This window comes from Tardiphaga sp. 866_E4_N1_4 (genome assembly GCF_052076075.1).
Lineage (GTDB): Bacteria > Pseudomonadota > Alphaproteobacteria > Rhizobiales > Xanthobacteraceae > Tardiphaga > Tardiphaga robiniae.
Genome location: NZ_CP197242.1, coordinates 2,915,048 through 2,940,763, shown reverse-complemented (window position 1 = coordinate 2,940,763; position 25,716 = coordinate 2,915,048). Strand labels below are relative to the sequence as shown.

Genomic DNA, 25,716 nt, shown 5'->3' with positions numbered 1-25,716 from the left:
CGCCGGTCTTTTCTGAAATCGAATGCCGAGGACAAGCTATTGCGTCACATCTGGTCTGTCATTGCCACGATTGTTGTCGTGGCCTCTGGGAATACGAGCTTCGCCGAGAATGCCGGCGATCCGAAAGCCGTTAAATCCGAAGACGGCAAGTATCTGGACAAGGAGGGCAATCCGACCTTCAACGTTTCCGCCGATGGCACCATCGACTGGTACACATATTCGGGTTACCGGCGCTATCACTCGGAATGCCACGTTTGTCATGGCCCGGATGGGATGGGATCGACCTACGCACCGGCACTGAAGGACTCGCTGAAAACGATGAGCTATGGCGATTTCCTCGGCGTTGTCGCCAGTGGTCGCAAGAATGTCAGCACGTCGCAGGAAAGCGTCATGCCGGCCTTTGGCGATAACACCAATGTCGCCTGCTATATGGACGATCTCTACGTCTATCTGCGTGCGCGCGCGAATGATGCAGTCGGCCGTGTGCGCCCGGGCAAGCGTGAGGAAAAACCCGCAGCCTATACCGAGGCCGAGAGCGCCTGCATGGGGAAACCACACTGATGCGGATCACAAGCGATCCGCTGACCTGCAGTCCCGGATGACGCGGGCTCGGACCGCACGGGACCGGATGACGCAAGATCAAATGACCGAGGGAGTTGAGAATGAAGACCCGCGCCGCAGTCGCCTTCGAAGCAAAGAAACCGCTTGAGATCGTCGATATCGATCTCGAAGGGCCGAAGGCAGGCGAAGTTCTGGTCGAGATCAAGGCGACCGGCATTTGCCACACCGATGCCTATACGCTCGATGGTTTCGACAGCGAAGGCATCTTTCCTTCCATCCTCGGCCATGAGGGCGCAGGTATCGTGCGTGAGGTCGGTCCCGGCGTCACCTCGGTCAAGCCCGGCGATCATGTCATTCCGCTTTACACGCCGGAATGCCGGCAATGCAAAAGCTGCCTGAGCCAGAAGACCAATCTCTGCACCGCGATCCGCGCCACCCAGGGCAAGGGCGTGATGCCGGACGGGACCTCGCGCTTCAGCTATCAGGGCAAGCCGATCTACCACTACATGGGCTGCTCGACCTTTTCGAACTTCACGGTGCTGCCGGAGATCGCGGTGGCGAAGATCCGCGACGACGCCCCGTTCGACAAGAGCTGCTATATCGGCTGCGGCGTCACCACGGGTGTCGGCGCCGTGGTCAATACAGCGAAGGTCACGCCGGGCTCCAATGTCGTCGTGTTCGGCCTCGGCGGCATCGGCCTCAACGTCATTCAGGGCGCACGGATGGTCGGGGCCGACAAGATCGTCGGCGTCGACATCAATGACGACAAGGAAGAATGGGGCCGCCGCTTCGGCATGACCCATTTCGTCAATCCGAAGAAGGTCGATGGTGACATTGTTCAGCATCTGGTGGGGCTGACCGATGGCGGCGCCGATTACACCTTCGACTGCACCGGCAATACCACGGTCATGCGCCAGGCGCTTGAAGCCTGCCATCGCGGCTGGGGTGTCTCCGTTGTCATTGGCGTCGCGGAATCAGGAAAAGAGATCGCGACCCGGCCATTTCAGCTCGTCACAGGTCGCGTCTGGAAAGGCACAGCCTTCGGCGGCGCGCGCGGTCGGACTGACGTGCCCAAGATCGTCGACTGGTACATGAACGGAAAGATCGAGATCGATCCGATGATTACGCATGTCCTCAAGCTGGAAGAGATCAACAGGGGATTCGATCTGATGCACGAAGGAAAATCGATCCGATCGGTGGTCGTGTTCTGAATGCAGGCTGCAACACCAGAGTGCCAATACAACAATGCTTCACACAAGTGACGCATCATACCAGGAGGATAGACTGATGACTGTTCATATCCACCCGTCCGTTGACGGCGGTGTCAAACAAGGTTCAGGCCATTTTGCCGGCGGAACGCTGGTCTGCAAATGCAGCGACAAGCCGGTCAAGGTTGGTGTCAAAGGCGACGTCGCTCATAACCACGCCTGCGGCTGTACCAAATGCTGGAAGCCGAGCGGCGCGACGTTCTCTGTCGTCGCGGTCGTCCCGCGTGAAAACGTCACCGTCCTGCAGAACGGCGACAAGTTGCGCATCGTCGATCAGGCCGCAACCATTCAGCGCCATGCTTGCACCGGATGCGGCACCCATATGTTCGGCCGCATCGAGAACAAGGGACATGCGTTCTATGGCCTCGACTTCATTCATCCCGAATTGTTCGAAGAATCCGGCTCGGCCGCACCGGGCTTTGCCGCCTTCGTCTCGTCGGTGATTGAATCCGGCGTGAAGCCGAGCGACATGACCGTCATACGGTCGCGCCTCAAGGAACTGGGACTTGAGCCTTATGATTGCCTTTCGCCTGCACTGATGGATGTCCTCGCCAATCACGTGGCAACGGCCAAAGCGGCCTGAGTCAACACAGCATATGAGCATCCGCCGGTGGCGACATGTCGCCACCGGCGTTGCTATTGGTAGATTTGCCCCGGCAAGGGGCTTCGACTTTGTGGGTCACCCGAATAATCGCGCTTCGGCCTCGCTGCGATCGGCCCGCTGCTTTGTCGCGACAATACTCACAGCATTGACTGCACGAAGAAGGAGAACCCGTAAGGGCTCGTCATGCTCCTTCTTTCACCAGGCACGGGGTGTGGACGCGCTAAGACGAAGGTCATCCCTCACCAACTCTGCCAACTGGCCTGCAGAATGTCAGGATTGAGCGACAGCAAGGTCCCTTCCTCGCGATTAAATTGACGCCACGATTGTCCAACAAGATCGCCGGTATATGAGCTTCATGCTCAAAGAGTGAGCATTTGTCGAACGCTTCGGCTTCCTAATTGAGCAAAAAAACGCGTTTCGGCAAATCCAAAGAACAGCGGCGGTTTTTCCTAATTTACCCGAAGATGAGGCACGGCTAGCTTTCGTTCAGAGCGGCAGAGAAGAGGTTTGACTTAGTGCATGGAAGCCTGGTCCCGATGGCATCGACATCATCCTCTGCGAGCGATGCAGTAAAGCTGCATGCTCAGGGTATCTGCAAATTCTACGATGCCACGGCAGCGCTGAATCCGATCGAACTCAAAATCTTCACCGGCGAACTGCTCACACTTCTTGGACCGTCGGGCTCCGGCAAGACGACGCTGCTGCAGCTCATCTCGGGCCTCGTGAAGCCGAGCAGCGGTCGGCTGATCATCGACGGCCGCGATCAGACCGATCTGGAGCCCTACAAGCGCGATATCGGCGTCGTGTTTCAGAACTACTCGCTCTTCCCGCATCTGACGGTGCAAGAGAATATCGCATTTCCGCTGCAGATGCGCGGGCAGTCGGACCGGGGGTCCGCAACGCAGGTTGCCGGTGCGCTCGACATGGTCGGGCTTGAAAAGTTCGGCAAGCGCTTTCCGCACGAACTGTCAGGCGGCCAGCAGCAGCGCGTCGCGCTGGCTCGATGCCTTGTCTATAAGCCGTCGCTGATCTTGATGGATGAATCGCTCTCGGCGCTCGACCGCAAGCTCCGCGAGGCCATGCAAGTCGAGATCAAGCGGATCCACCGGGAGACCGGCTCGACGATCGTTTTCGTGACCCACGATCAGGAGGAAGCGCTCGCGCTGTCCGATCGCATCTGTCTGATGAATGACGGCGCGATCGAGCAGCTCGGGACGCCGCTCGAACTGTATGACAAGCCGAAGAGTATTTTCGCGGCGACATTCATCGGGACGTCGAATGTCATCAGCGGCGAAATGGTAAACGCGACGCAGATCCGGTCGGACATCAGCGACCGGGCGATCGATATCGGAGGCACGCCCAAGAATGCGAATCCCGGTCGAGTTTGCAGTGTTGCGATCCGGCCCGAATATGTCCGCATCGGCGACAGCGGGGCAGGCCTCCTGGACGGCACGATCATCGAGCAGATCTATGCCGGCTCCGAGACGCGCATGATGGTCGAGTTGCCGCATGGCTCGGTCTTCACGGTCCGCGTTCCCGGCGGCGCGCAGCGTGGTCGGCTGGGCGAACGCGTCTCGTTAGCGTGGGAGTCCCAGCATATTCGCATCCTCGAGAGCTAGCCTACCAGGATGCCACCCATCTTTTCATCCGAGTCGACCATCAAGGAACACCTCATGAAGCGCACCACGTTGAACCGACGCACGCTCCTCAAGGCCACCGTCCTCGGAGGTAGCGCGCTGGCGATGCCATCGATTCTGACAAAGTCAGGGTTTGCGGCCGAGTCTCTCACCGTCGCGGATGTCGGCGGCGCGGCCGGCGACGCCATTCGCGTGGCCTTCTGCGAGCCGTTCAAGAAGGAAACCGGCGTTCAGGTCGTCAATGTTGCGCATGACCCGGATCCCGTCACGCAGTTCAAGCTGATGGTCGATACGAAGACGTATCTCTGGGACGCCTGCATGATGATCCCGGATTACATCTTTCGCCTTCAGGAGGGAAAGAACTATATCGCACCGCTTGATCTGAAGGATGAAACCGGAGATTTGGTCCCGGGCATGCTGACCGAGAACTGGCTCGGCTTCTCCGTGTTCGGCATTCTCATGGCCTACAACACCGAGAAATTCGGCGACAACGGACCGAAAAGCTGGCCCGATTTCTTCAACACTGAAAAATTCGTCGGCCGGCGTGGCCTCTATCGCGCGGGCTGGGGCTCGCTGGAAATGGCGTTGCTGGCAGACGGCGTCGCGCCGGACAAGCTCTATCCGATCGACGTCGATCGGGCGTTCAGGTCGCTCGAGAAGATCAAGAAGAACGTGTCGGTCTGGTGGACCAGCGGTGCGCATAACACCCAGATACTGCAGAGCGGTGAGGTCGACATGGCCGATACCTGGTCGGGGCGCGTCTATAGCGCGATCCAGGGTGGCGCGAAGCTCACGCCCGTCTGGCAGGGACTGTATTCGGTGGATGGCTGGGCCATGCCGATCAATGGCCCCAAACAGTCGCTGGCCAAGGAATTCATCCGCTTCTGCATGCGTCCGGACCGGCAGGCCGCCTATTCGAATCTGGTGGCGAATGGCCCGACCAACAAGAAGGCCTTTGACTCGATCGCGCCGGAGCGCGCGAAGATTCTTGCGACCAATCCGGCGAACTTCGCCGGTCTCGTGCCGCTGGATCCGCGCTGGTGGTCGCAATCCAACAGGCAGATGGTCAAGAAGCGCATGGACGAATGGTTGCTCACCTGAGCCGAGTTCGCCGCAACGTCCAACCTCGCTAGTGTGAATTCGAACTGGTACTGACGATGACATCAAAAAAACAGATCGTGCTATCGGCGCTTGTCCATCCGCATGGCATCTACAAGGGCGCCTGGCGGCATCCGGACGCCGAGGCCGGTCGCGTCAATGATGTCGAATACTACAAGGAGGTCGCGCAGCTCTGCGAGCGCGGTTTGCTCGACCTCTTTTTTATCGCCGATACGCCTGCGGCGCGCACCGACAATCTCGACATCTGGACACGATCGCCGCTGTTCCAGAACGTAATGGAGCCAGTGACGCTGCTTGCAGCGCTGGCCGGCGCGACGTCACGGATCGGCCTCGGGGCGACGGTTTCGACCAGCTTCTTCGAACCCTACAATATCGCGCGGCAGTTCGCGTCGCTCGATCACATCACAGGCGGACGCGCCGCCTGGAACGTGGTGACGTCGGCTAATGACTATGCAGCCCGCAATTTCGGCCTCGACCGGCTGCCGCCGCATGGCGAGCGCTACGCCAAAGCGCGCGAATGCCTCGAACTCGTGAAGTCCTATTGGGACACCTGGGATCAGGATGCGTTTGTCTTCGACAAGGACAAGGCGATTTATTTCGATCCCAAGAAGTTTCACACCGTCGATCACAAGGGTGCATATTTCACGGTGCATGGCGGCCTCAATATCGCGCGACCGCCGCAGGGGCATCCTGTGATCATCCAGGCTGGCGCATCTGAGAGCGGCAAGGAGCTGGCCGCGCAGACCGCCGAAATCGTGTTCGGGACAGGCGCCGAGCCCGAGGCTGCCAAGGCGTTCTACAGCGATCTCAAGGGCCGGATGCCGAAGTTCGGCCGGGATGAATCGCAGCTCTTCGTTCTGTCCGGATTGAGCACGGTGATTGGCCGGACCCGCGAGGAAGCAAAGGAAAAATTTGAATATCTGCAGTCGCTGGTTCCGGTCGAAGTGAAGGTCATGGCGCTCAGCAATGATCTGGAGGTCAATCTGCTCGATCTGCCGCTGGACGAGCCGGTGCCCGTCGATCGCATTCCGGCCTCGTCCAATCTGCACCAGGCCTATTTCAATCAGATCGCGGACATGATCCGCGGCCAGAAGCTCACGCTGCGCGAGATGGCCAATAAATATACCAGGGGGTCGAAGGCCATGTGCGCCACGGCCAACGAAGTCGCTGACTTCATGGAGAGCTGGATCGAGCAGCGCTGTTGCGACGGCTTCATGCTGTCGCCTGCAGTTGTTCCGGGCTCGCTGAAGGAGTTCATTGATGAGGTCGTGCCGGTCCTTCAGGAGCGCGGCATCTACAAGACGGCTTACAAGGGGAAGACTCTGAGAGAGAATCTCGGGCTCTATCCCGTCGCCAACAAGAATTCGCTGTAGCAGACAGCGATCGGGGGGGACGTGACGTCGTTAGACCTATCTTCAGCAATCCTTCCGGTGACGGAGAAGCGGAGGTTTCGTTTCGGACCTATTTGGCTTGCCTTGCCAGGCGTGGCCTTCCTCCTGATCTTCTTCCTGTGGCCGACGCTGCACATACTCGTGTCGGCCGTATGGGGAGGCGACGGCGGCTTCTCGTTGAAGGCCCTGCTGGCGGTCTTCACATCGCCGTCCTACAGCCGCGTCATGACGACCACATTCACCGTCGCCATCCAGGTGACGGTGCTTTGCGTGCTGATCAGCTATCCGTTGGCCTACTGGCTAAGCCGGCATTCGGCGAGGCGTCAGCGACTGATGATGATGCTGATCCTGCTGCCATTCTGGACCAGCGCTCTGGTCAAGAACTTTGCATGGCTCGTCCTGTTCGGCCGGAACAGCAGTTTTGCGCAGCTCATCATGTCGATGGGCGGAGCCGGCGATCGGCTGCTGTTCAACAAGACGGTCGTGCTGTTCGGTATCGTACACACGCTGGTGCCGCTTTGCGTCATCGCAATGATGCCGACACTGAACCAGGTCAACAAGTCACTTCTCTCGGCTGCGACGACGCTGGGCGCGAGTCCGACGCAGGCATTCTGGCGGATCTTTCTTCCGCTTTCGATGCGCGGTGTAGCGACCGCTGGCCTGATGATTTTCATCACGTCGCTCGGCTTCTTTATCACCCCGTCGCTGCTCGGCAGCCCGCGCGAGACGATGGTGGGGCAGTTGATCATCGAGCAGATCAACGAATTGCAGAATCTTCAGCAGGGGAGCGCGTTCGGTGTGATCCTGCTCGCCGGGGCGATCATCGCAGTGGTGCTGTTCGACCGCGTATTCGGTCTTTCGGGCATGGGCGGCGGTAGTGGGCAATCGCAGCCGGACAGCCGTGTCCGTCGCTTTGGCCTCTGGCTCGCCGGCCACATCGGCAACATCTTCGACCCGGTGGCGCGCAGCTATCGCAATACGTTTCGTGGATTGCCGGGATCCCGCCTGCTGGGATTGTACAGCTTGCTCGTGATCGCCATCCTGCTCGTCCCCGTGATTGCGATCATCCCGATGGCGTTTACGAGCGGCAGCTTCCTTGCCTTTCCGCCGCCTGGCTTCAGTCTTCGCTGGTTCGACACTTATTTCGCGTCGCCGATCTGGATGGCTGCCACCGCCCGGTCGTTCGGAATCGGCGTGGCTTGCGCGGCGCTGACGATCGTGGTGGCGGGGACCGTTGCCTTTGCGGTCGTCCGCTCGGGAAGCAGACTGGCGGGCGCCATCTTCATCTTCTTCATGTCGCCGATGATCGTGCCGCATCTCGTCATCTCGATAGGCCTGTTCTACCTGTTCGCGCAGATGTCGCTGATCGCGACAGATGTCGGCCTCGTGCTCGGCCACAGTGTGATCGCAACGCCCGTCGTCTTCATCATCGTCCTGTCGACCTTGCGCGGGCATGACTGGCGGCTGGATGACGCTGCGCTCACGCTCGGAGCCTCACCTCGCAAAGCATTTTTCAGGATCACGCTGCCATTGATCAGCGGTGGCATCGTTGCGGGGCTGATCACGGCCTTCCTCATCTCCTTCGAAGAGCTGACGATCGCGCTCTTCATTGGCGGTGGTCTGATCACGACGCTCCCCAAACAGCTTTGGAGCGACATCTTCCTCCAGATCAACCCGACCCTGGCGGCTGCGTCCGTTGTCGTGCTGGGCGTTGTGACGGTGCTGTTCCTGCTGATGGAGGTCATCAGCTATTGGCGAAAGCCGGCTTGACCGCGCCCATCGGGACAGGTGTATAAAAAGCGAGCATCGGATCGCGGAAGCCTGGATGCGAGCGTCCGGGCCTGCTTGGAAACACTCGCGTTGATATGGTGGCCCGTGATGCCGACGGCAAGATCGCGGGTTTGCAATGCGTTTTACGTTAAGACAGCTGGAGTATTTCGTAGCTGCCGGGGAGACGGGCAGCATTACGCTCGCGTCCGAACGCATCAACATATCGCAGCCGTCGATCTCGACGGCCATCTCACACCTTGAGAAAGAGCTGGGCGTCCAACTGTTCGTCCGGCATCACGCGCTCGGTCTGTCGCTGACGCCGGCCGGGCGAAGTCTGCTCCGGGAAGCGAAGAACGTACTCAATCAGGCCGAGCAACTCTATTCGGTCGCCTCCGATGTCGACGGGCAGGTTCGTGGCCAGATTACGGTTGGCTGTCTGGTGACATTGGCGCCGATGGTCATGCCGGAACTGGCGCATTCGTTCACCACCGCATTTCCGGATACCCAGATCAGGCATATCGAGCTCAACCAGGAGCAGCTTCTCGAAGGGCTGCGCTGTGCCGAGATCGATGTCGTCATCACTTACGACCTGCAGTTGCCGTCGGGGATCGCATTCACGCCGCTGGCCCAGCTGCCCGTGCATGTCGTGGTCAGCGAAAACCACAGATTTGCATCCAGATCGGCCGTATCGCTTACCGAGCTCATCGACGAGCCGTTGCTGCTGCTGGATCTCCCGCTAAGCCGCGAATACTTCCTCGCTTTATTCATGGGCGAGGGATTCGAGCCGCGCATCGGCGGACGTTCAGCATATCAGGATGTCATTCGCACGATGGTTGCGAATGGCTATGGCTATACGCTGGCCAATGTGAGGCCGAGATCCGATACGGCGCTCGACGGCAGGAAGGTCGTCCGGGTGAAGCTCGTCGGTGAATACCGCCCGATGGTGATCGGCGTCGCGACACTGGCGCAACTGACCAAGTCACGCTTGATCGAAACGTTTCAGGCGCATTGCCAGGCGCTGATTTCCGAAGACTACATACCCGGCATGGTGGCCCCCGGCGTCGATCATCCGGTATCCGGAAAGAAGTGAGCAGGGCACGCGGTTTGCGCCGATCCTGCCTGGTTCAAGATCAATGCTGCTGACTATGCAGGCATGCCTCGGAAAACCGGAAGGTGCCCTTCGCGAAAGCGAATTAGGCCGAAACCGGCAGGTTCAGTAAGCTCAATCACAAGTCCAGCGCATCCGCCGAGCAGCGTTCGAATTGCATCATCCAGATGTGGTGACAAACGTCCGGTTTTCGGTACGCGCCGTTGGGTCGCGTCTTCACAGCGTCGATCAACGTTGGTGCGTCGAAGCCGAAGCCTCGACAGACGATCGTCGCAGCCCGCGGCGGTGCGCAGCATATGTTTCGCAAATCGGAGACAGTCATTGACCACCGAACCGAATGATTCCAACGAACGCCAGCTGAGAATTGACCTCGCGGCTGCCTTCCGCCTGTTTGCAAGGCTGGGCATGCACGAGGCCGTCGCCAATCATTTCAGCGCGGCGGTGTCGAGTGACGGTCGCAAGTTCCTGATGAATCCGAAGTGGCGACACTTCTCGCGGATCAAGGCCAGCGATCTCGTGTTGTTCGATCTCGATGCAGATGGCTCGTTCGGAGGTCAGGCATCCGTAGATCCGACTGCGTGGTCGATCCACAGCCAGATGCACAGCCTGCTTCCGCAGGCGCGCGTCGTGTTGCATCTGCATCCACCCTTCGTCACAACCATTGCCTCGCTGGCCAATCCTGACATAAAGCCGATCGACCAGAACACGGCGCGCTATTTCAATCGTGTCGCTTTGGATGCCGCATATTCCGGAATGGCCGACAGCGAGCAGGAGGGCGCGCGTCTGGCAAAGCTCTTGGGCAACCGCTCGCGCCTGATGATGGGAAATCATGGCGTGATGATTGCTGCGAGGACGGTCGGCGAGGCGTTTGACGACATGTACACCATTGAGCGTGCGTGCCAGACCCTGGTGCAGGCCTATGCCACCGGTCAGCCACTGAATGTGCTGCCCGGCGATATCGCCGAACGCACCGCACACGACTGGGAAGGTCTCACCGATTTTTCCGAAGCGCACTTCGCCGAAATGAAAAAGCTGCTCGATGCGGAAGACCCGTCCTACGCGCATTGAGCGTTCGTCGTCATGCGTCGATCGGCGCGCGGAGCCTTCACATCGGCCGAGCCCAAGCACTGGGCAGCCAAATGATAATGTTCGCGTGCTGGTGCGTTGCTCCAACATCGATGCGTGGATGATCCGGCCGTGGAGCGTTTCGGGCGGTCAGAAGTGGATACAGGGATGTCGATCGAGCGCGTAGACACGATTGTGGTGGGTGGAGGCCAGGCTGGTCTCGCCATGAGCGAACATCTGGGCATGGCGGGCGTGCCGCATGTGGTGCTCGAACGGCATCGGATTGCCGACCGCTGGCGGACCGCCAGATGGGATTCGCTGGTCGCCAACGGCCCCGCATGGCACGATCGTTTTCCTGGGATGGAATTTCCCGGTGCGCATCCCGACTCGTTTCCCGGCAAGGAAAGCGTCGCGGATTATTTCGTGTCCTATGCCGAAATGATCGCTGCGCCGGTGCGCTGCGGCGTTGATGTGACATCGGTCGAACGGATGGCCGGACAGCCGGGGTTCATGGTCAGGACCTCCGCGGGCAATTTCGAAGCGATGAACGTTGTCGCGGCGACCGGGCCGTTTCAGGTGCCCGTCATTCCGCAGATCGTTCCGCAACGCGCAGACATCATCCAGCTGCATTCCAACGACTATCGCAATCCCGGCCAGTTGCCGGAAGGCGCCGTCCTGGTCGTTGGCGCAGGCTCGTCCGGCGGCCAGATTGCCGACGAATTGCTGCGTGCGGGCAGGCGCGTCCATCTGTCGGTCGGGCCGCACGAACGTCCGCCGCGGGCCTATCGCGGCCGCGACTTCTGCTGGTGGCTCGGCGTGCTCGGAAAATGGGACTTGGAAACGAAGCAGCCGGGCACCGAGCACGTCACGATTGCGGTGAGCGGCGCGCGCGGCGGCCAAACCGTCGATTTCCGGCGACTGGCGGCCGAAGGCATGCATCTCGTCGGTTCGACAGCGTCGTATGATCAGGGCAAGGTGCTGTTCGCGAACGACCTCGCCGACAACATCGCCCTGGGCGATGCGTCCTACAGAAGCTTGCTGGACGAGGCCGATGCCTATATCGCACGGTTCGGGCTGGACTTGCCGCCCGAGCCGGACGCGCGCATCGTCAGGCCCGATCCTAATTGTGTGACCGATCCGGTGCGCGAACTGGATCTCGCAGCAGCCGGCATCACATCGATTGTCTGGGCCACGGGTTTTGCCACCGACTATAGCTGGCTGAAAGTCGATGCATTCGACACGGTGGGCAAGCCGAGGCACCAGCGCGGCGTGTCTTCCGAACCCGGGATCTATTTTCTGGGACTTCCCTGGCAGTCGCGTCGGGGGTCTGCATTCATCTGGGGCGTCTGGCACGATGCGAAGCACCTGGCGGACCGCATCTCAACGCAGCGGCGCTACACCGATTACGATACATCGGCGCGACGCGCGGTCGGGCACGCAAGCTAGTCCGTACTGGCAGGCTCCGGAGCAGGTTCGTCGCAGTGTCGACAGGGCTCGCGGTTCAGGCCCTGGCGGGACCAGAATGGCTCGTGGAGATCGACGGTACGGCAGTTATTCCGGAACAGGCGGGGCGGAGGGCTCCGTCCGCGCGCGCTTCTCGACATGATCGATGAGCGAGTAGTCCGGTCACGGCACGCATGTATCTTACGCGCTGATGACCAATCGTCAGCTAGCGTTGCAACCGGATGCCGGGGCCGATCGCGGGGCGATGGGCACGGCAGACCGATAGGCGCGGTTCGCGTAGATCAGAGGCGATCCTTCTGTGGCGAGGGCAACGTCCTGGACTTCGCCGAAGAAAACGTAGTGGGTGCCGATCTTCTTCCACGACGACAGGGTGCAACTGAAGGCGACCAGTCCGTCGACGACACGGGGAGAGCCGTTGACGTCGGGAGCCCAGGTCGCGCACGAGAATTTGTCGCCATCTCCGGTGGTCCATCGCTTCGCAAAACAGTCCGAAATGCCGGATTGATCGTCCCGCAGCAGGTTGACGCAGAACACGCCGTTCACCTTGATCGCCTGTGCGGTCGCGCTGGTCTCGTTGATGCAGACGAGCAAGGTCGGCTGTGGCGTGTCGGCCGAGACGGACGACATTGCCGATACCGTCGCGCCCTGGCGGCCAGCCGTGCCATCTGTCGTTACGATACTGACGGTGCAAACCGCATTGCTCATGCCGGCTAAGAACTGATCGCGCAGTACCATGGTTATGGACCTCTAAGGAGCTGACCGCTCGGAGCGAGCGGTATCCTTCACGAGCACCCTTAAGCTGCTCGCCGCCGATCCGCGGATGCGTATCTTGCTCCCTAGAGTTGCCCAACCCATGACTGCGATAAATTATCGGTTTTGAGAGCGATGCTTCTGATTTTCAAAAGTGCCAAGTTGCGGTAGCCAAACGGGCGTGTGGCCGGTGCATCTCTCATCGTGAATTGCAGAAGCTAATGCAATCATACCAGGGTCGCTGGTCGTCCTTGTACGCGCGAGCGCCGCCGATCATCTTTCCATCTAACCGATCGATGTAAACTGCGGAGCCGATGGCTCGACGCCGCTTCTGGCGCGCAGCCGTCATTTGGTGAATACGATCTGCCTGGTAAGAGCCCCGCCGCCCATTAATGTGGCAGCTCTGCCCAAATCATGGGAGCGGACGATCCAAATTATTGTACGTCCCGGGACAAGCTTTCTGCGGACATGCGCCCGTAGGCTTCTTCGAGGTTAGGAACATGGTTCAGGCCATGACAACGTCGAAGGAGCGATCGAATGGTCAAGTTGCATTTTGCTGACATCCGTAGGCTTTGGCCTGAAACGGGCGCGATGATCGGATGGCGTGCGGCGGCAGTGGGCGCGCTATTGGCGGTCGGCACCTTTGTTCCGATGTCGGCGCAGGCGGCCGTGCCGGCGGCTTGCGCCGAGTTGCAGGCGAAATATCCGGACTGGAAAGGCAAGACACTCGTCAACGCCATTAATCCGCATACACCGGGCTATGAATCGATCGATCCCAAGGATCCCAACAAATATATCGGTTTCGATATCGATCTCGGTGAGCAGATCGGCGAATGCCTTGGCTTCAAGCTGACCTACAAAGCTGTGACCTTCGCGGCCTTGCTGACCACGCTGGCATCGGGCCAGGCGGACATCGTGATTTCCGACATCTATGCCACCGAGGAGCGCGCCAAGGCCGCCGATTTCATCACCTATTCCAAGGTGTTCGACGGCGTGCTCGTCGCCAAGGGTAATCCGAAGAAGATCACCGGTATCAACACCTCGCTGTGCGGCACGGCTGCGGCGGAAAACACCGGCTATGTCGAAGTGCCGCTGATCCAGGCGCTGGGGCCGGAATGCAAGAAGGAAGGCAAAGCGGAGCCGACCATCCAGCTCTATGACAACAATGCCAACTGCATTCAGGCGATCCTTGCCGGCCGCGCCGACACCTATATCAACGACGTCAACACCGTCGACAACGCGGTGAAAGCCTATCCGGACAAGCTCGAGAAGGCGGTCGCGGTGACGATCCCCTATCAGGTCGGCATTGCCGTGCCGAAGGACAAGCCCAAGTTCCGCGATGCGGTGAAGGCCGCACTCACCGAGATCTACAAGTCCGGTGATCAGCTCGCACTGCTGAAGAAGTGGAAACTCGATCCGGAAAACCTGATGGAGCCCGGCCTGCTGACGGTGAAGTAACGCCGGCCCGCAAGCAAGGATCACTCTCACGTAAGGGCTTTCTGCCTCCATGGAGCTGTTCCTCCACTATCTCAGCATGCCGTATATGATCGAGGGTATTCAGGCGACCTTGCAGGTCACCGCCCTCGGTCTCGCCGGCGGGCTGATCCTCGGTGTGATCCTGGCATGGATGCAACTCAGCCGGTTCAAGCCGCTGGCATCCTTCGCCCGGGTCTATGCTGTGATCTTCCGCGGCACGCCGCTGATCCTGCAGATGGTGTTCGCCTACAATGCGCTGCCGCAGATCGGCATCAAGCTTCCCGCCATTCTCGCAGCCGGCCTGGCGCTGGCCTGTAACGAAGCGCCATTCATCGCCGAGATGCTGCGCTCCGGCGTGCTCGGCGTTGACCGCGGTCAGGTGGTGGCCGGTCAGGCGCTCGGCATGACCCCGGGCGTCCTAATGCGCCGGATCATCGCGCCGCAGGCGATCCGGTCGATGATCCCCGCTTTCGGCAACGAAGCGGTCAGCGCGCTGAAGAATTCGTCGCTAGCCTCCGTCATCGCCGTGCAGGAGCTGACGCTGCGCTCGACGCAACTGGCGTCCTCGACCTTCGATTTCTTTTCGATCTTCTTCGCGTCGGGTCTGATCTATCTCCTACTCACAGCGGCGATCGCCGGCATCCAACTGCTTCTGGAATGGAAGTTCGACCTCGATCGCACGGCAAAGCAAACTACATTCATGCGCTTCCTGCCGTGGTACCGCGCCCCGGGCATCGACGATCCCTTGGTTCCGGATGCTGGCGCTCCGCCGGAGCTTCTGCCCGATGGCGGTGTCGCCGAACTACCGCCGCCGCGACTGCGGCCGGAACGCGGCGATCCCATCAAACGCGCGGAGATGCTGGCGCGCAACAATGTCGCCGTCGAGGTCTCCGATCTCCGCAAGAGCTACGACAGGAACGTGGTGCTCGACGGCGTCGACATCACGGTCAGGATCGGTGAAGTGATCGCGCTGCTCGGACCAAGTGGCTCTGGCAAGAGCACGCTGCTCCGCTGTATCAACAATCTCGAACTGTGGAACGGCGGCGCCATCAAGGTCGCCGGCCGCCAGCTCGGCTTCAACGCGCATGGCAAGCCGCTGTCGCCGCGGCTGCTGGCGAATGCCCGCGCCGAGGTAGGCGTCGGCATGGTGTTCCAGCAGTTCAACCTGTTCGGCCACCTCACGGCCAAGGAGAACATCGCCGGCCCGCTGCGCTGGGTGCATGGCGTCGCGCGCGCCGATGCCGAGCGTCGTGCCGATGAACTCCTGGCGCGCGTCGGTCTCAGCCACCGCGCCGATGCGCTGCCGCGGCATCTGTCCGGTGGCCAGCAACAGCGCGTCGCCATCGCCCGGGCCATCGCGCCCAATCCAAGCGTGCTGTTGCTGGACGAGCCGACGTCGGCGCTCGATCCCGAATTGGTCAACGAGGTCCTCGAAGTGATCCGCAGGCTCGCCGTCGAGGACGGTCTGACCATGATCATCTCGACGCATCAGCTGCGCTTTGCCAGCGAAGTGGCCGACCGTGTGGTGCTGCTCGCCGGAGGCGCGATCATCGAAGAAGGCCCAGCCAGTGAAGTCCTGACCAATCCGCGCAATCCCGTCGCGCAGCGTTTCCTCAATGCGATGGAGGCGGAAGTCTCGTGATCGTCGCGCCTGTGAAGTTTGTCCATTTGCTACCGAGGGCCTCAGCATGAAACATCATCTTCTTCCGGTGTCGCCGAAGACCGTTCACTGGGGCTATTTCAGCAAGGTGGTCACGCCGTCGCTGACGCTGAAGTCGGGCGACCGCGCTACCATCGAAACGCTGACGCATCATGCCAATGACGATTACGAGCGCATGATCGAAGGCGATCCCGGCGCCGAGAGCGTGTTCAAATGGACCCGCGAGCACAAGGCGGTGGTGCGGCGTGGGTCGGGCCCGACGGAAGGTCCGTTCATCCGCGGCTCAGGCGAAGGCGTCGGCGTGCATCTGCTCACCGGGCCGGTGGCGATCGAAGGCGCAGAGCCGGGCGATGTGCTGGAAGTGCGTATTCTCGACGTGCGCCCGCGGCCGGCCTGCAAGGCCTGTTATGCCGGCAAGTGTTTCGGCTCCAACGTCGCCGCGAATTGGGGCTTCCACTATCACGACCTGATCGAGGAGCCGAAGCCGCGCGAGGTCGTGACGATCTTCGAGCTCGATACGTCGGGCGAGCCGTTTGCTAAAGCGGTCTATAATTATGTCTGGACGCCGCAGACCGACCCCGATGGCATCCTGCATCCAACCATCGATTATCCCGGCGTGCGCGTCGATCACGCGACCATCAGGAAACGCGAAAACATCCTGCCGAACGTCAAGGTGCCGGCACGGCTGCATTTCGGCACCATGGGCCTCGCGCCATCCGAGGAGGATTTCGTGTCGTCGATCCCGCCGAGTTACACAGGCGGAAATATCGATGACTGGCGCGTCGGCAAGGGCGCCAAGATGTTCTATCCCGTGGCGGTGCCCGGTGCATTCTTCTCGGTCGGCGATCCCCATGCCGCGCAGGGCGACAGCGAGCTCGGCGGCACGGCCATCGAGACCTCGCTGACCGGCGATTTCGAGTTCATCCTGCACAAGCATCGTGACCTCGGCGGTACGCCCCTCGAAGGCCTGACGCATCCGATGCTGGAAACCGCGGAAGCCTGGTCGGTCTACGGCTTCACCTTCCCGAACTATCTCGCCGAACTCGGCGCCAATGCGCAGCTCGACGTCGCCAATCATTCCAGCCTCGATCGGGCCATGCGCGATGCGTTCCGCAAGCTCAGGCGTTTCCTGATGACGGTGCACAAGATGAGTGAAGACGAGGCGATCTCGCTGATGTCGGTCGGTGCGGATTTCGGGGTGACGCAGGTGGTCGATGCCAATTGGGGCGTCCATGGCACAATCCGCAAGAAGGTCTTCCGCTGCGACTAAGCGGATGAAATTGCACTGAATTCGGCTATGAGGATGATGGCGCGGTGATCGGGGAAGTTGCAGGGCAGGGCGCTGCGTCCTTCGGGATGGCACGGAGGTTGCTTCGCTTCGGCTATGAAGGTCGATGCATGAGCCTCCGTCCGTTCACCAGTGAATCCTACTCTGAAGACGACCGCCCCGAAGCATGGCGCGACGTCCTGAGTTCGATTGGCTTGCAGCCGACAGCTGCGACGACCACGCATCACGGGCATGCCACCGCAGTTCGTCGCACCTTCGAAGGTATTGCTCTGGCCAAACTGTCTGCCGGCGCACAGGCGATTTCGCCGCTGTCGGATCTGGCCAGCGATCATCCGCTGGTGTTGCTGCCGCTTGAGGATGGTGTCGGCCTAAAGACAGTCGCCGGACATCAGATCGTGGCCGCTGGACATCTGCTGCTGCTGCCGCGCAAAGGGGACTGGAGCGTCGCATTCCAGCGCGACATGCGCGCGGTGGTGCTCTCGGTGACGTCCGATCCGCTGCACAGCCGCCGCGCCAGTGCTCCCGCCATCGCCGATGTCCAGATCATAGGCCCCGGCGGCTTCGGCGATGTGTTCGCGCGTATGATGGAACAGGCGGCCCGCAACCTCGAAACATTGTCCGATGCCGAGTGGTTGGCGATCGCACAAGGTCTTGCCGATCTGTTGCCGACCTTTACACGTCAACTGGCCGAGCCGACGGCCGATCTCAACAGCGGCACGGCGACCAAGGCTGCGACTTTGCATCGGCTGTGCCAGACCATCGAGCGACGCCTCGACGATGCGGATCTGACGCCGGCCAAGGTGGCGCAGGCCGAGGGCATCTCCGAACGTTATCTGCAGAAACTGTTCGAAGGCACCGGCAGCAGTTTTACACATTATCTTCGCGAGCGCCGGCTGCAGCGCACCTGGGCCGATCTGTCGAATCCGTCCGAGGCGCATCACTCGATTTCCGAGATTGCCTTTCGTGCCGGCTTCAATGACTCCGCACATTTCAGCCGCACGTTCCGTCATCGCTTCGGCCTGTCGCCGCGCGAGTTTCGCCAGAACGAAGCCGAGCGCCTGACGGCATCGGCGACGGCAGCGGGACAACGCGGTTGGCCACAGGACGCGCTGGCGCAGTTGCGCAGCCAGCATGCGCCATCGGCCGCTGAGAAGATTGCGCAGCCGGAGCCGGCCTCGACGATCCCGCACGGCATCGCGGATACTTCGAAGAATCAGCGGCACCATCATCTCGCCGCCGATGCATCTCGCGTGCACTGGGGCTATTTCAGCCGCTCGTTGCCGCCGCAGATCGAGATCAATTCCGGCGACACGATCACCATCGAAACACTGACGCAGCACGCATCCGACGATCCCGAGCGGATGATCAAGGGCGATATCGGCGCTGAGAGCGTGTTCTGCTGGACACGCGATCAGAAGAATGTCGATCGCCGCGGCGCCGGTCCGATGGATGCCTCGATCTATGGCCGCGGTGCCGGCGAGGGCTTTGGCGTCCACATCTGCACCGGGCCGGTGGCGATCAGGGACGCGCAGCCCGGCGACGTGCTGGAAATCCGCATCCTCGACATCGTGCCGCGCGCCAGTCGCAATCCGGATTTCGACGGTCAGGTTTTCGGCAGTAGCGTCGCGGCGTGGTGGGGCTATCACTACAAGGAATTTCTCGCCGAGCAGAATGCGCGCGAGGCGGTGACGATCTACGAAATTCTCGATCACGACGACGTGCCATATGCGCGCGCGCTCTATTCGTATCGCTGGGAGCCGCAGACCGATCCGTTCGGCACCGTGCACAACACCTACGACTATCCGGGCATTCCGATTACGCCGGCCTCTGTACGGCGTCGGCATGACGTGCTCGACGGCATTCGCATTCCACTGCGCCCGCATTTCGGTGTCATTGCCGTGGCGCCGCGCGAGGCCGATCTCGTCGATTCAGTGCCGCCAGCCTATTTTGGCGGTAACCTCGACAATTGGCGGCTCGGCAAGGGATCGACGGTCTATCTGCCGGTTTCGGTGCCCGGCGCATTGCTGTCGGTCGGCGATCCCCATGCCGCGCAGGGCGACGGCGAACTCGGCGGCACGGCGATCGAATGTTCGATGACCGGAACCTTCCAGGTGGTCCTGCACAAGAAGGGCAATCTCGCCGGCCAGGCGTTCGCCGATCTCACTTATCCGCTGATCGAGACCGAGAGTGACTGGGTGCTGATGGGCTTCAGCCATCCGAACTATCTCGCAGAATTCGGCGCCAAGGGGCAGAGCGAGGTCTATGCGACCTCGTCGCTCGATCTCGCGATGAAGGACGCCTTTCGCAAGATGCGGCGCTTCCTGATGAACATCAAAGGTCTCACCGAGGATGAGGCGATCGCGTTGATGTCGGTCGCGGTCGACTTCGGCGTGACGCAGGTCGTCGATGGCAATTGGGGCGTCCATGCCATTCTGAGCAAGCGGGTGTTCGATCACACGTCAAAATCATAAGGTCCAGGAGACGCGCTGTTGCAATTTCACATGATCTCCGGCGGGCCGAAGCCGGTCGCGCCGTTCAGCCATGCTGTGGAGACCGAGGGCTTCGTGTTCGTCACGGGGCAGATGCCGGACACGCCGGCAATGCCGGGCGTGCTGCCCGATGGCATCGTGGCTCAGACCAAAGCGGTGATGGAAAATCTGCGCGTGGTGCTCGCGGGGCTCGAGCTCGGCTTCGAGCACATCACCATGACGCGGATTTATCTCACCGAGTTCAAGCGCGACTACGTGGCGATGAACGAGACCTATCGCAGCTATTTTCCGCCGGATCGCCTGCCGGCGCGGACCTGTGTCGGCGTCACGGGCCTCGCTTATGACGCTCTGATCGAAATCGACCTGGTTTGTCGACGGCCCACATAATAGTCGGTGCGAAGAGATGGAAAGCCTAGTTCGCCTTTTCGATCAGGCTTTCCAGCAGGCGCTTCAGGTCGGCCGTTGCCTTGTTGCCGTAGTTCTCGGCGATATGGGCCTCCTGGCTCAGCGCCAGCGAGTTCAGCCGCTGGGTCAGAGTCTTGCCACGGTCGGAAATGAACATCACCACCTTGCGGCGGTCGTCGGGGTCCTGCACCCGGTAGACCAGCGCATCAGACACCATCCGATCGACCATCTTGGTCAGGGTCGGATGATTCAGCAGAACCGCATCGGCGAGGTCGCCCATGGAGTGGCCCTTGCCGTCGGACAGCACTTTCAGAATGCGCCACTGTTCGACCGGCACGCCTTCCTTCTTGAAGCGCGCATCGAGCTGGCGATTAATTTCCCGGTTCGCCTGCGCCAGCAGATAAGCGAGGTGTTCGGTGATGGGCGTGCTCGGCGTTCTGGCCACGGTTGGGAAACTTTGCTGGAAGGGGTGATGAATATTAAGCGACTTTGCCTGATCCATATGCACGGGAATCGTTGAATATTCAATATTTTCCTCTACGATATTTTCTTTCGCACGATTTTACTGCCGATAAATTGACGCCGCACCGCCGCTGACAACGTCGAAAGGAGAGCGACATGCTCTCGTCACTGCAGATTGCAACGACCGGTGCGCTGCCGATGCCGGCGCCATGGTTGCTGAAGGGCTTTCAGGACAGCGGGGGAGGTCGTGCCGCTATTGCACGTCCCGATTTGTTTCCGCGGCGTCGCAATCGCGAAAAGCTGCGCGTCGTCAATTTTATCGGGCTGTCCGGCCCGGCCGGGATCTGGGGCCTGGCGGGCACCAATAGCATGATGCTCGCGGCATCGGAGATCAATCGGCGCGGCGGCATTCTCGGGCGCGAGATCGAGCCGGTGTTTCATGACGCCGGCGGCGATATCGATGGCGTTGTCCGCACGGCAGCCGACATGATCGCGGCTGGTGATGCCGATGTCATCATGGGCTCTCATATCAGCGCGGTCCGCGTCGCGTTGCGCAAGGTGATCGCCGGGCGCGTGCCCTATATCTACACGCCTGTCTATGAGGGCGGAGAACGCACGCCCGGCGTGATGGCGATCGGTGAGACGCCGCGCGATCAGTCGCGCCCGGCCATCGAATGGCTGGCGAATGAAAAGAAGGCGAAGCGCTGGTATCTGATCGGCAGCGATTACGTCTGGCCGTGGCTGGCCCACAAGGCCACCAAGACATATATCGCCGGCGCCGGAGGGCGCGTGGTCGGTGAGGAATTCGTTGCGCTTGGCGAGCAGAATCACGATGCCCAGATCGCCCGCATCCGGGCCGCCAAGCCGGATGTCGTGGTCATCTCGCTGATCGGTACCGACAGCATCGTGTTTAACCGCGCCTTCGCCGAACATGGTCTCTCGTCGAAGGTTCTCCGACTGGCGGGGGCCATGGATGAAACGCTGCTGCTCGGCATGGGCGCGGATAGTTCCGAGGGGCTCTATTGTGCATCGGGCTATTTCGTCGACCGTGCATCGGCGGCGAATGATGCATTCCGCGCGCAATATGAAGCATCGTTTGGACGCTGTGCGCCTGTGCCGGGATCGGTCGCGCAGTCGAACTACGAGGGGCTTCGGTTTCTCGAATCCGTGGCGACCAAGGCGGGCTCATTCGACGTCCGGCCGATGCTGAACGCGGCGTCCAGTGTGGCCTATCATGGCGCCCGCGGTGAGGTCAGCATGCGCGGCGGGCGGGCGAAAATGCCGATCTATCTTGCCGAAGCAGACGGTCTGGATTTCAGGCTCATCCGGACATTCTAGGTCAGTCGCAGACGATCCGATCGGGACGATCCCGAAAAATAATACTTGAAAAGGAAAATATTTCTCTTTCTAATGATGCGCGAAAGGCGACACCGTCGTCGCCTTGACGGCGTGGGCATCCCGAAGAAATGCCGTGCCGGTTGCATCGTGGATATCAGGAGAAATCATCGTGGCCGTTTCACTTCCCACTCCCGATCAACTCCTCGCCGTCGCCGATCAGTGCGGCCTCGCGCTGTCCGATGAGGACGTCACCTCGTTCCGCGCGCTGATGCAGGGATCCGTCGATGCCTACAACGTCGTGGCGGCGATGCCCGACGAAGTACCGGAAGTGAAATATCCGCGTACGCCTGGCTATCGGCCCGCGCCGGAAGAGAACACGCGCAACGCCTGGTATCGCAAGTCGGTGGTGAAGGGTGCGCCCAGCGGCAAGCTCAAGGGCAAGACCGTCGCGCTGAAGGACAACATCATGCTGGCCGGTGTGCCGATGATGAACGGCTCCTCCACGCTGGAAGGCTATGTGCCGGATTTCGACGCCACCATCGTCACGCGCATGCTGGATGCCGGCGCCGAGATCATGGGCAAGGTGCATTGCGAATCCTTCTGCATGTCCGGCGGCAGCCACACCAATTCGACGGGTAACGTGCATAACCCGCACAAGATGGGCTATTCCGCCGGCGGGTCGTCGTCCGGCAGTGCGGTCGTTGTCGCGCTCGGCGAAGTCGACATGGCGATTGGCGGTGACCAGGGCGGTTCGATCCGCATGCCGTCGTCCTTCTCGGGCACCTATGGCATGAAGCCGACCTGGGGTCTGGTGCCTTATACGGGCATCATGCCGATCGAGATATTCGTCGATCACACAGGCCCGATGACATCCAATGTCGCTGACAATGCGCTGCTGCTGGAAGTGCTTGCCGGCGATGACGGTTATGATCCGCGGATCAAGTCGCCGGAAGTGCCGGAATACACCAAGGCGCTCGGCACCGGCGTCAAGGGCATGAAGATCGCCATCGTCAAGGAAGGTTTCGAGCAGCTCGGCGCCGAAGACGCGGTCAACCGCAGCGTTCGCGAAGCCGCCAAGCGCTTCGCCGATCTGGGCGCGACAGTGGAGACGATCTCGATCCCGATGCATTTCACCGCGGCGGCGGTGTGGACCCCGATCGGCACCGAAGGCATGACGCAGACCATGATGGTGGGCGACGGCTATGGCCTCAGCCGGTCGGATCTCTATTCGACGTCGCTGATGGACGCCCATCGTGGCTGGCGCGGGCAGGCGGACTCGCTGTCCGAAACCACCAAGCTGCTGCTGCTGTTCGGCACCTATGTCAACAATAATTTCGGCCCTCGTTTTTACGGCAAGGCACTGAACATCTCGCGTCGTGTCACGGCTGCCTATGACAAGGCGCTGGCGAGCTATGATCTGTTGCTGATGCCGACCACGCCGATGAAGGCGACACCGCTGCCGGCGCCCGGCGCGCCGCGTGAAGAAGTCGTCGGCCGCGCCTTCGAAATGATCTCCAACACCTCGCCGTTCGATATCTCGCATCATCCGGCGATGTCGATCCCCTGCGGCATGGTCGATGGTCTGCCGGTCGGGCTGATGCTGGTCGGCAAGCATTTCGACGAGATGACCATCTATCGCGCGGCTCATGCCTTCGAGCAGTCCGCCGATTGGAAGACGATGTGAGGCATCCATGCAGAAGCGAGGATCGGTGATCACGCATGGATAATCTGATCATGGCGGTCTTCGAGATCGCCAGTTTCGGGGCGATCGTCGTGCTGGTCGTGCTGGGGCTGGGGATCATCGCCAGCATGATGGGTATCTTCAATTTCGCGCAGGGCGAGTTCGTTCTGCTCGGGGCCTATGTCACCTACATTGTTCACACCGCGGGTTTGCCGGTGTGGCTCGGTATGGTCGCGGCACCATTTGTTGTCGGCGCACTGGGCTTCGTGCTCGAGCGGCTGATCGTCCGGCGCTTCTATGCCGCGCCGATCGTCGCCATGCTCGGCACTTATGCGCTCGGACTGATCATTCGCGAGATTGTGCGTGGCCTGATCGGCGGACTGTATCTCTCGGTACCGGAGCCGGTCGGCGGCTCGGTGGCCATCGGCGGCATGCATTTCTCAACCTGGCGTCTGGTGATCATCGTGATCACCGCACTGGTGATGGCAGGGAGCTATCTGCTGCTGGCGCGCACCGCGTTCGGCCTGCGCATCCGCGCTTCGCTGGAGAACCCGGCGCTGGCGCGGGCCTCCGGCATTTCGACCAACGCAATCTATGGCGCAACCTTCGCGTTCGGCGCCGCGCTCGCGGGTCTGGCCGGCGCGCTGATCGTGCCGGTGTTCACGCTGTTTGCCGATCTCGGCATTCGCTTTCTCATCCAGGGTTTTGTCGCCGTCATGGTCGGCGGCATCGGCTCTTTTGCAGGTCCGGTCGCCGGCGCCGGCCTGATCGGCACGCTGAGTGCGGCGCTGCCCTGGGTCATTTCGCCCGTTATCGCTGATGTCGCTGTGTTCGTGCTCGCCATCATCTTCATCAAATTCCGGCCGCAGGGCCTCGTTGCAGGAAAAGGGGTTTAGTCCAATGTCTCAAGACGCCAACACTCTCAGCCGCCGCCGCTTTCTCGGCAATGCGGCGCTGTTCGGGACGGCCATCGCCACTGGTGTCGGCAGTTGGGTGATCCGGCCGGACTGGGCCAACGCGGCTGCCGGACCAATCAAGGTCGGTGTCGGTACCGATCTGACCGGGCCGATGGGCTATGCCGGCAATGCCGACGCCAATGTGGCCAGGATGGTGATCAAGGACATCAACGATGCCGGCGGTCTGCTTGGCCGGCCGCTGGAACTGTATATCGAGGACACTGCGTCCAATGAATCCGTCGCGGTCGGCAATGTGCGGAAGCTGATCCAGCGCGAAAAGGTCGATCTGGTCATCGGCGGCATCACGTCGTCGATGCGCAACGCCATCAAGGACGTCATCGTCTCCCGCGGCAAGACGCTCTATATTTATCCGCAGCTCTATGAGGGCAAGGAATGCACGCCCTATCTGTTCTGCACCGGGCCGACGCCGGCGCAGCAATGTGATGAATTCATCCCCTGGCTGATCAAGAATGGCGGCAAGAAGTTTGCGCTGCCCAGTGCAAATTATGTCTGGCCGCATACGCTGAACGTCTATGCCCGCAAAGTGATCGAGGCCAATGGCGGCGAGGTCGTGTTCGAGGAGTATTACCCGCTCGACCAGATCGATTTTTCGTCGACCGTGAACCGCATCATTTCGAACAAGGTCGATGTCGTCTTCAACACCGTCATTCCGCCAGGCGTCGGGCCGTTCTTCAAGCAGCTCTCCGAAGCAGGCTTCCTCAAGAATGGCGGGCGGCTCGCCTGCGTCTACTATGACGAGAATACGCTCAGCATCAATCAGCCGGCCGAGATCGAGGGCCTCGCGAGCTGCCTCGATTACTTTAAGGCGCTGACGCCGGAAGATCCGTTCAGTGCCAAGCTCCAGGCGGCCTACGAAAAACAGTTTCCCGGCAACTTCCTGTTCGCGGCTGGCAGTGCCGCGACCGGCACCTATCGCGGCCTGAAACTGTGGGAAGCCGCCGTCAAGGAAGCCGGCAGTGTCGATCGTGATGCAGTTGCCAAGGCGCTCGACCATGCCAAGATCGCCGAAGGCCCGGGCGGCCCGGCCGAGATGGTCCCCGGTCAGCGGCACTGCAAGATGAAGATGTACACGGCGGTGGCCAAGGGCGGCAAATATGAGGTCGTCGCGCGCAGCGCCGGTCTCGTCGATCCCAAGGAATGCTGAGCCGATAGTCCGAACCTCGCGGGAGTGAGCGATATCACTCCCGCTTCTCTTTCTCTCAT

The 25,716-nt window shown here is 60.9% G+C and carries 21 protein-coding genes; 19 read left to right on the top strand and 2 right to left on the bottom strand.

What is annotated here, in order from left to right:
- Positions 1 to 69 precede the first annotated feature (69 nt).
- From AB8B20_RS14390 to AB8B20_RS14345, 10 genes are all read left to right on the top strand, one after another.
- Complete coding sequence (locus AB8B20_RS14390; RefSeq protein ID WP_231081034.1) at positions 70 to 561, top strand: c-type cytochrome, methanol metabolism-related; 492 nt, start codon at positions 70 to 72, stop codon at positions 559 to 561.
- Positions 562 to 662: 101 nt separating this feature from the next.
- A complete protein-coding gene (locus AB8B20_RS14385; RefSeq protein ID WP_089266009.1) occupies positions 663 to 1,772 on the top strand; it encodes an S-(hydroxymethyl)glutathione dehydrogenase/class III alcohol dehydrogenase in 1,110 nt (369 codons plus the stop codon).
- A 76-nt stretch (positions 1,773 to 1,848) separates the two neighbouring features.
- Complete coding sequence (gene gfa, locus AB8B20_RS14380) at positions 1,849 to 2,412, top strand: S-(hydroxymethyl)glutathione synthase (protein ID WP_439074889.1); 564 nt, start codon at positions 1,849 to 1,851, stop codon at positions 2,410 to 2,412.
- Positions 2,413 to 2,969: 557 nt separating this feature from the next.
- Positions 2,970 to 4,052 carry an ABC transporter ATP-binding protein gene (locus AB8B20_RS14375; RefSeq protein WP_439074891.1) on the top strand — a complete coding sequence of 361 codons (1,083 nt, stop codon included), beginning with the start codon at positions 2,970 to 2,972 and terminating at the stop codon, positions 4,050 to 4,052.
- A 54-nt stretch (positions 4,053 to 4,106) separates the two neighbouring features.
- Entirely contained in the window at positions 4,107 to 5,171 is a 1,065-nt protein-coding gene (locus tag AB8B20_RS14370; RefSeq protein ID WP_093757019.1) for an ABC transporter substrate-binding protein, read from the top strand.
- Between the two features lie 56 nt (positions 5,172 to 5,227).
- On the top strand, positions 5,228 to 6,562 hold the full coding sequence (locus AB8B20_RS14365) for an LLM class flavin-dependent oxidoreductase (protein WP_439074893.1): 1,335 nt from the start codon (positions 5,228 to 5,230) through the stop codon (positions 6,560 to 6,562).
- A gap of 111 nt (positions 6,563 to 6,673) precedes the next feature.
- The gene (locus tag AB8B20_RS14360) at positions 6,674 to 8,350 is read left to right on the top strand and encodes an ABC transporter permease subunit (protein ID WP_439074895.1); all 1,677 of its coding nucleotides are present in this window, start codon (positions 6,674 to 6,676) and stop codon (positions 8,348 to 8,350) included.
- A 136-nt stretch (positions 8,351 to 8,486) separates the two neighbouring features.
- On the top strand, positions 8,487 to 9,440 hold the full coding sequence (locus tag AB8B20_RS14355) for a LysR substrate-binding domain-containing protein (RefSeq protein ID WP_320445378.1): 954 nt from the start codon (positions 8,487 to 8,489) through the stop codon (positions 9,438 to 9,440).
- A gap of 339 nt (positions 9,441 to 9,779) precedes the next feature.
- A complete protein-coding gene (locus AB8B20_RS14350) occupies positions 9,780 to 10,526 on the top strand; it encodes a class II aldolase and adducin N-terminal domain-containing protein (protein ID WP_439074896.1) in 747 nt (248 codons plus the stop codon).
- 165 nt (positions 10,527 to 10,691) lie between these two features.
- Positions 10,692 to 11,969, top strand: coding sequence for a flavin-containing monooxygenase (locus AB8B20_RS14345; protein WP_439074898.1), 1,278 nt, complete (start codon positions 10,692 to 10,694; stop codon positions 11,967 to 11,969).
- Between the two features lie 219 nt (positions 11,970 to 12,188).
- On the opposite strand, the gene AB8B20_RS14340 is transcribed toward AB8B20_RS14345, so the two are convergent.
- On the bottom strand, positions 12,189 to 12,722 hold the full coding sequence (locus AB8B20_RS14340; RefSeq protein WP_439074899.1) for a flavin reductase family protein: 534 nt from the start codon (positions 12,720 to 12,722) through the stop codon (positions 12,189 to 12,191).
- A 606-nt stretch (positions 12,723 to 13,328) separates the two neighbouring features.
- Between AB8B20_RS14340 and AB8B20_RS14335 the strand changes: the two genes are divergently transcribed.
- The 5 genes from AB8B20_RS14335 (at position 13,329) to AB8B20_RS14315 (ending at position 20,037) form a co-directional block, all read left to right on the top strand.
- Positions 13,329 to 14,195, top strand: a complete 867-nt coding sequence (locus AB8B20_RS14335) for an ABC transporter substrate-binding protein (RefSeq protein WP_244527955.1) — start codon at positions 13,329 to 13,331, stop codon at positions 14,193 to 14,195.
- 49 nt (positions 14,196 to 14,244) lie between these two features.
- Positions 14,245 to 15,855 carry an amino acid ABC transporter permease/ATP-binding protein gene (locus AB8B20_RS14330; protein ID WP_439074900.1) on the top strand — a complete coding sequence of 537 codons (1,611 nt, stop codon included), beginning with the start codon at positions 14,245 to 14,247 and terminating at the stop codon, positions 15,853 to 15,855.
- 46 nt (positions 15,856 to 15,901) lie between these two features.
- Positions 15,902 to 17,143 (top strand): acetamidase/formamidase family protein, encoded by a 1,242-nt coding sequence (locus AB8B20_RS14325; protein ID WP_439074901.1) that lies wholly within the window; start codon positions 15,902 to 15,904, stop codon positions 17,141 to 17,143.
- 128 nt (positions 17,144 to 17,271) lie between these two features.
- Entirely contained in the window at positions 17,272 to 19,632 is a 2,361-nt protein-coding gene (locus tag AB8B20_RS14320) for an acetamidase/formamidase family protein (protein ID WP_439074903.1), read from the top strand.
- Between the two features lie 18 nt (positions 19,633 to 19,650).
- Complete coding sequence (locus AB8B20_RS14315) at positions 19,651 to 20,037, top strand: RidA family protein (RefSeq protein ID WP_439074904.1); 387 nt, start codon at positions 19,651 to 19,653, stop codon at positions 20,035 to 20,037.
- Positions 20,038 to 20,062: 25 nt separating this feature from the next.
- Here the strand turns inward: AB8B20_RS14315 and AB8B20_RS14310 are convergent, their stop codons facing one another.
- The gene (locus tag AB8B20_RS14310; protein ID WP_068735340.1) at positions 20,063 to 20,500 is read right to left on the bottom strand and encodes a MarR family winged helix-turn-helix transcriptional regulator; all 438 of its coding nucleotides are present in this window, start codon (positions 20,498 to 20,500) and stop codon (positions 20,063 to 20,065) included.
- A 173-nt stretch (positions 20,501 to 20,673) separates the two neighbouring features.
- Here AB8B20_RS14310 and AB8B20_RS14305 point away from each other — a divergent pair, with 173 nt between their 5' ends.
- The 4 genes from AB8B20_RS14305 (at position 20,674) to AB8B20_RS14290 (ending at position 25,657) form a co-directional block, all read left to right on the top strand.
- Positions 20,674 to 21,855 (top strand): substrate-binding domain-containing protein, encoded by a 1,182-nt coding sequence (locus AB8B20_RS14305; protein ID WP_093757006.1) that lies wholly within the window; start codon positions 20,674 to 20,676, stop codon positions 21,853 to 21,855.
- A gap of 169 nt (positions 21,856 to 22,024) precedes the next feature.
- Positions 22,025 to 23,539: an amidase gene (locus tag AB8B20_RS14300; RefSeq protein WP_439074906.1), complete on the top strand. Its 1,515-nt coding sequence runs from the start codon at positions 22,025 to 22,027 to the stop codon at positions 23,537 to 23,539.
- A gap of 35 nt (positions 23,540 to 23,574) precedes the next feature.
- Positions 23,575 to 24,432, top strand: coding sequence for a branched-chain amino acid ABC transporter permease (locus AB8B20_RS14295; protein WP_089266026.1), 858 nt, complete (start codon positions 23,575 to 23,577; stop codon positions 24,430 to 24,432).
- A gap of 4 nt (positions 24,433 to 24,436) precedes the next feature.
- Positions 24,437 to 25,657, top strand: a complete 1,221-nt coding sequence (locus AB8B20_RS14290; protein WP_184511885.1) for a substrate-binding protein — start codon at positions 24,437 to 24,439, stop codon at positions 25,655 to 25,657.
- The last annotated feature ends 59 nt before the right edge of the window (positions 25,658 to 25,716 follow it).